The 5,568-nt window shown below is 39.5% G+C and carries 2 protein-coding genes, 2 tRNA genes and 1 pseudogene; 4 read left to right on the forward strand and 1 reads right to left on the reverse strand.

The window, feature by feature from the left end; all coding sequences use genetic code 11:
• Both ACR2F7_RS05890 and ACR2F7_RS05895 read left to right on the forward strand, forming a co-directional pair.
• Positions 1 to 915: pseudogene (locus ACR2F7_RS05890) on the forward strand (pyruvate dehydrogenase complex E1 component subunit beta); the annotation flags it as partial.
• Between the two features lie 74 nt (positions 916 to 989).
• Complete coding sequence (locus tag ACR2F7_RS05895; protein WP_432712658.1) at positions 990 to 3,236, forward strand: Tex family protein; 2,247 nt, start codon at positions 990 to 992, stop codon at positions 3,234 to 3,236.
• Between the two features lie 166 nt (positions 3,237 to 3,402).
• Here the strand turns inward: ACR2F7_RS05895 and ACR2F7_RS05900 are convergent, their stop codons facing one another.
• Positions 3,403 to 3,876 (reverse strand): Lrp/AsnC ligand binding domain-containing protein, encoded by a 474-nt coding sequence (locus tag ACR2F7_RS05900; RefSeq protein ID WP_432712659.1) that lies wholly within the window; start codon positions 3,874 to 3,876, stop codon positions 3,403 to 3,405.
• A gap of 153 nt (positions 3,877 to 4,029) precedes the next feature.
• Here ACR2F7_RS05900 and ACR2F7_RS05905 point away from each other — a divergent pair.
• Together ACR2F7_RS05905 and ACR2F7_RS05910 are read left to right on the forward strand one after the other, a co-directional pair.
• Positions 4,030 to 4,137 (forward strand) — tRNA-Asp (locus ACR2F7_RS05905).
• A 25-nt stretch (positions 4,138 to 4,162) separates the two neighbouring features.
• Positions 4,163 to 4,306, forward strand: a tRNA-Asp gene (locus ACR2F7_RS05910).
• Positions 4,307 to 5,568: the final 1,262 nt, after the last annotated feature.

Below are 5,568 nucleotides of genomic sequence, written 5' to 3' on the forward strand. Positions count from 1 at the left end.
TTCCTTATGGGTGAAGAGGTAGCGCAATATAATGGTGCTTACAAAGTAAGCCAGGGTATGTTAGATGAGTTTGGCGACAAGCGTATCATTGACACACCTATTGCTGAGCTTGGTTTTACGGGTATTGGTATTGGTGCTGCAATGAACGGATTAATTCCAATCATAGAGTTTATGACTTTTAATTTCTCTTTGGTTGCCATAGATCAGATTATTAACAGCGCTGCCAAAATGTTATCTATGAGCGGTGGTCAGTTTCCAATTCCTATCGTTTTCCGTGGTCCTACAGGTAATGCAGGCCAATTAGGTGCACAACACAGTCAAAACTTTGAAAACTGGTACGCAAACTGTCCTGGTTTAAAAGTTGTTATTCCTTCTACACCTTACGAAGCTAAAGGTTTGTTAAAACAAGCTATCCTTGATCCAGATCCAGTGATCTTCATGGAGTCTGAAGTGATGTATGGTGATAAAGGTGAAGTTCCTGAAGAAGAGTACTACATTGAAATAGGTAAAGCAAACGTTGTTAAACAAGGTACTGATGTAACCATCGTTACTTTTGGTAAAATGTTAACGCGTGTGGTTAACCCAGCGGTTGAAACTTTGGAAAAAGAAGGTATCAATGTTGAAGTTATCGATTTACGTACTGTTCGTCCTATTGATTATGCAACTATTATTAAGTAGGTTAAGAAAACCAACCGTTTAGTAATCGTTGAAGAAGCATGGCCTTTGGCATCTATTTCTTCTGAAATAGCTTTCAATGTACAGAAAAATGCTTTCGATCACCTTGATGCACCGGTATTGCGTATTACTTGTGCTGATGTGCCACTTCCTTATGCGCCTACTTTAATTGCTGCAAGTTTACCTAACGCTGAGCGTGTAATCAAAGCAGTAAAAGAAGTAATGTACGTAGCAAAATAGTTATTTAATAACCATCACAATATAATCCCGAAGACTTTGGTCGTTCGGGATTTTTTATTTTAAATTAGTGCATAATGAGCAACCATTCGAAAATTATTGCTGTTGAACTCGCGGTTACAGAAAAACAGATTCTGGCTACCATAGAGTTGTTGGATGAAGGAGCCACGGTTCCATTTATTTCCCGTTACCGCAAAGAAGTAACAGGAACATTAGATGAAGTACAGGTTGCTCATATCCGCGACCGCTTTCAGCAGCTGCGCGATTTAGATAAAAGAAGAGAGGCTATCTTAAAGGCTTTAACAGCGCTTGAGAAATTAAGTCCGGAGCTGGAAGCTAAAATCAATGCCGCCCTCACCATTACTGAGATTGAAGACATTTACCTTCCTTATAAACCTAAACGCAAAACAAGGGCTTCTGAAGCCCGGAAGAAAGGTCTAGAGCCTTTGGCTTTAGCCATTTTAACCCAGGATAACCAGCCTTTTGACGCTGATGATGATTCGCTTGCCGGTGCAAGAGACATTATTGCCGAAATGGTGAATGAAAATGCTGAGGTAAGAACCGCCATGCGACAGTACTTTCAGCAACAGGCCATCTTTAAGTCTACCGTGGTTAGTGGAAAAGAAGAGGAGGGGATTAAATATAAGGATTATTTTAATTGGACAGAGCCTGTTAAATCTGCTCCATCGCACCGTGTGCTTGCCATGCGCCGTGCAGAAAACGAGGGTATTTTAAAACTGGAAGTAATGCCACCGGAAGAGGCTGCCCTTGCTTTGCTAGAAAAACAATTCATCAAAGCACGCAATGAAAAGGCTAAACAAGTGCAGCTTGCTATTCAGGATGGCTATAAACGCTTGCTTGCCCCGGCAATGGCTACGGAACTTCGCTCTTTTTCTAAGGAAAAGGCAGATGAGGAAGCCATTAGGGTGTTTGCTGAAAACGCAAGACAGTTATTGCTTGCCGCCCCAATGGGACAAAAAAATGTATTGGCCATAGATCCTGGCTTCCGCACAGGCTGTAAAGTGGTGTGCTTGGATCAACAGGGAAAACTGCTTGAAAATACAACTATATTTCCGCATACAGGACAGGCCAATATTAAAAAGGCTGCGGAGCTGATTACCAATCTCTGTGCTAAATATGCTATTGAAGCTATCGCCATTGGTAATGGTACTGCAGGTAGAGAAACAGAACTCTTTATTCGTGGCCTGGCTATTCCTGAGGTTACCGTGGTTATGGTGAGTGAAAATGGGGCTTCTATTTATTCGGCCTCTGATGTGGCTCGTGAAGAATTTCCTGATAAAGACATCACCGTTAGGGGCGCCGTTTCTATTGGTCGCCGTTTAATGGATCCTCTTGCTGAATTAGTGAAAATTGATCCTAAATCTATTGGTGTGGGTCAATACCAGCATGATGTGGACCAGAATAAATTACAGCAATCTTTAGATGATACCGTGATGAGCTGTGTAAATGCCGTTGGGGTAGAGTTAAATACAGCTTCTAAACAAGTTCTGGCCTACGTTTCGGGACTTGGCCCGCAGTTGGCACAAAATATTGTTGCTTATCGCAATGAGCATGGTGCCTTTAAAAATAGGGAGAGCTTAAAGAAAGTGCCTCGTTTAGGTGATAAAGCTTTTGAACAGGCTGCGGGTTTCCTTCGCATCCGTAACGCGGCGCATGTGCTTGATGCCAGTGGTGTACACCCTGAACGTTATCCTTTGATCAACAAAATGGCTGCGGACTTAGGTTGCACCATGGAAGAGTTGCTGAAGGATGTGCAGAAACAAAAGCAAATTAAATTACAGCAATACGTGAGTGAGCATGTGGGCTTGCCTACTTTAACGGATATTATGTTGGAACTGGCTAAACCGGGAAGAGATCCGCGGGAGCAGTTTGAGGTTTTTAGCTTTACAGACGGTGTAAATGAAATTGCCGACTTAAAAATGGGGATGAAACTGCTGGGTATCGTTACTAATATCACCAATTTCGGGGCTTTTGTAGATATCGGTGTTCACCAGGATGGTTTGGTGCATAGCAGTCAACTTGCAGACCAGTTTGTAGCCAACCCAAATGATGTGGTTAAAGTGCATCAAAAGGTAGAAGTAACAGTGATAGAACTCGATGTAGCCAGAAAACGGATTTCTTTATCCATGAAAACCGGGAAAACGGAGTCTAAACCTCGTGTAAAGGCAACGGAAAAGCAGCAAAGCAAAGCTAAGGTTTTTATTAAGCCTGCCCATAAGCAGGTAAAACCAGTAAAAGCAAAGCAAGAGGCTGAAGGCGACCTGCAAATGAAGCTGGAAGCTTTAAAAAATAAGTTTAAATAATCAGGTTCTTTAAATGCTTAGCGGTTCATACTCATATTTCAATCTGTTAGAAACACCAGCTTCTCCGTTAGCTATGCAAGTAACTTCATTACTAAACACAGGTTAATTTTCTTCTTGAAGTTACGTAAAAGGACTCTGCTTATATAGTATCAAAAGGCAAATTGAATTAAAGTTCAATTTGCCTTTTGATACTTTCTTCTAATGAAATCAGCGTTTCTGTGCGTTGAATACCCGGTACTGCTTGTATTTCTTCGTTTAATACATGTCTGAGGTGACTGGTGTCTCTGCAGATGATTTTCGCAAACATACTATACGTGCCTGTAGTATAATGGAGCTCCACTACTTCTTTAATTTTACTGAGCTGGGCCACAGCATCCTTATATTGAATTCCCTTTTCTAAATAGATTCCTAGAAAGGCGCAAATATCAAATCCTGCTTTTTGTGGATCAATAATGAGGTGGGAGCCTCTGATGATGCCCATTTCATGAAGTTTTTTCATTCTCACATGTATCGTTCCTCCAGAAACAATCAAATCTTTAGCAATTTCTGTGTAGGGCTTAGTGGCATCATGCATTAATTGTTTCAGAATGTCAATATCAAGGTTATCAATTTCTGAATTTTGGGTTTCTTTTTTTATCATGATTTGTGTACTTTGTAATGATATACTAAATTAATTATAAATATAGTAATAATAAAATTAAATGTTTAAAATATTTGCAACGTATTGGGGATGTTCTTACATTTGTATTAAGCAAACGAAAAAAAAACAGAGTTCTTTAACGTAGCTTAACAATGTAGGGTGGTGGAATTGGCAGACGCACCTCCTTGTCTCGGTGGTGGAGATATTAGAAAACCCGTAAGGGCTAACTACTCCTTGAAGGTTCGACTCCTTCCCCTACAGCAAAAGAGTAAGTTCTTTTTTTTAATGTTGGGTGGTGAAATTGGCAGACACACCTTCTTGTCTCGGTGGTGGGGATCATGGGATAAACACAGTTTATGGGTTGACCACAAATTAATTTTGAACTGCGGCTAACTTCCCCTTGAAGGTTCGACTCCTTCCCCAACAGCCAGTTTTTTTATGAATAATAAGTTAGTTAGAAAACGAGCGGTCCAGGATTGGCCGCTCTTTTTTTTGCCCTGATTTTTTATTCACTGTTTTGCAAGTATGCTTTATCTGTTTTCAATTTCATTATAGCGTCTTTCAATAGCGCTTTGCTTGGTTTTCATTTTGCATTGCTTGCTTTTCATTGTGCTGTGCTGAGTTCTCAATTGTGCTCTGCTTGTTTTTCCTTTGGTTTACCTGTTTTCACCGGCACTTTCATTCAGTTTTGTTTTCTCCTGTGTTTTTAATTTATTTTTTGACCTTGTTGATGATCATTCTTATCGTTGCTGGTTGATTTAGCATAAACCGGGCTATGACCTTTTCAATTATATTTTCTTTCTCTATTAAATGAACAACGTTATCCATGTTGAGTTTGCGATGTATGTAATAGGCGTGGATTAGTCACTTTGTTGTGATAGCGCATTGAGTAAGCCATAAGTCCACGTGTACTCACGCTTATCGGGCAACCTGCCGATCCAGACAATTATTAGCTCTGTTCTGCGCTATCTTTATGTATAACCATTTTTAATAAACATATTTTTATCAAAGTGGAATTGAAAAAGTCAGTCCTTTATATATATAGCTTTATAATGTATATTATTCCTGAAATGTGGGCACACCTCAGGATGGTATTCCATACTGAGGCTATATTGAAACATATAAATACGACTGTTCTGTTTTCAAATCAGGGATAATTGCTGTTGTCTTTCTGTTCTTTAGAAGATTTCAAAAGTTTAGGGGCTTTAATAAGGATTGAAGATAAGCATACAATGCCTTTTTTAGAGAGTGATGATCCCTTTTATAGATGGTTAAAGCAATCGTTAAACAGGTCTTTAATAAGGTATGTATGTTTTACACGAAGTCCTTTGAATTCTTTAAGCTTCTAAACCATGCAGTTAACCCAGTTAAACAAATTAAACAGGTTAATTGTTTGGTGGCAGGGATATTTTTGCTACTTTTGCATCCCGCTTCGGAGGAAGGGAAACAGTGAAGGCGATATAGAGAAGAGAGTTTGAAAGGCGAAAAGGAGTAAGATTGTCCTGATGTTGTATCTGTTTTAACAGGGAAAACAAAAAGGAAAAAGTTTTAATAAAAAGCTTGACAATGTTAAAAAGATTACTACCTTTGCAGTCCCAAACAAAACGGGAATTTTAGCAGCGGAGCTGCTAAAGAATAAAAAAGATTGAAACGATGAGAAATCATTGCAACATATAAAAGGCCACCGTGAGG

The organism is Pedobacter sp., from assembly GCF_045628745.1.
GTDB lineage: Bacteria > Bacteroidota > Bacteroidia > Sphingobacteriales > Sphingobacteriaceae > Pedobacter.

Excerpts from the sequence above, each read along its gene's own strand:
- ACR2F7_RS05900 (WP_432712659.1), bottom strand. The coding sequence starts at position 3,876 with ATGATAAAAAAAGAAACCCAAAATTCAGAAATTGATAACCTTGATATT.
- ACR2F7_RS05895 (WP_432712658.1), top strand. The coding sequence starts at position 990 with ATGAGCAACCATTCGAAAATTATTGCTGTTGAACTCGCGGTTACAGAA.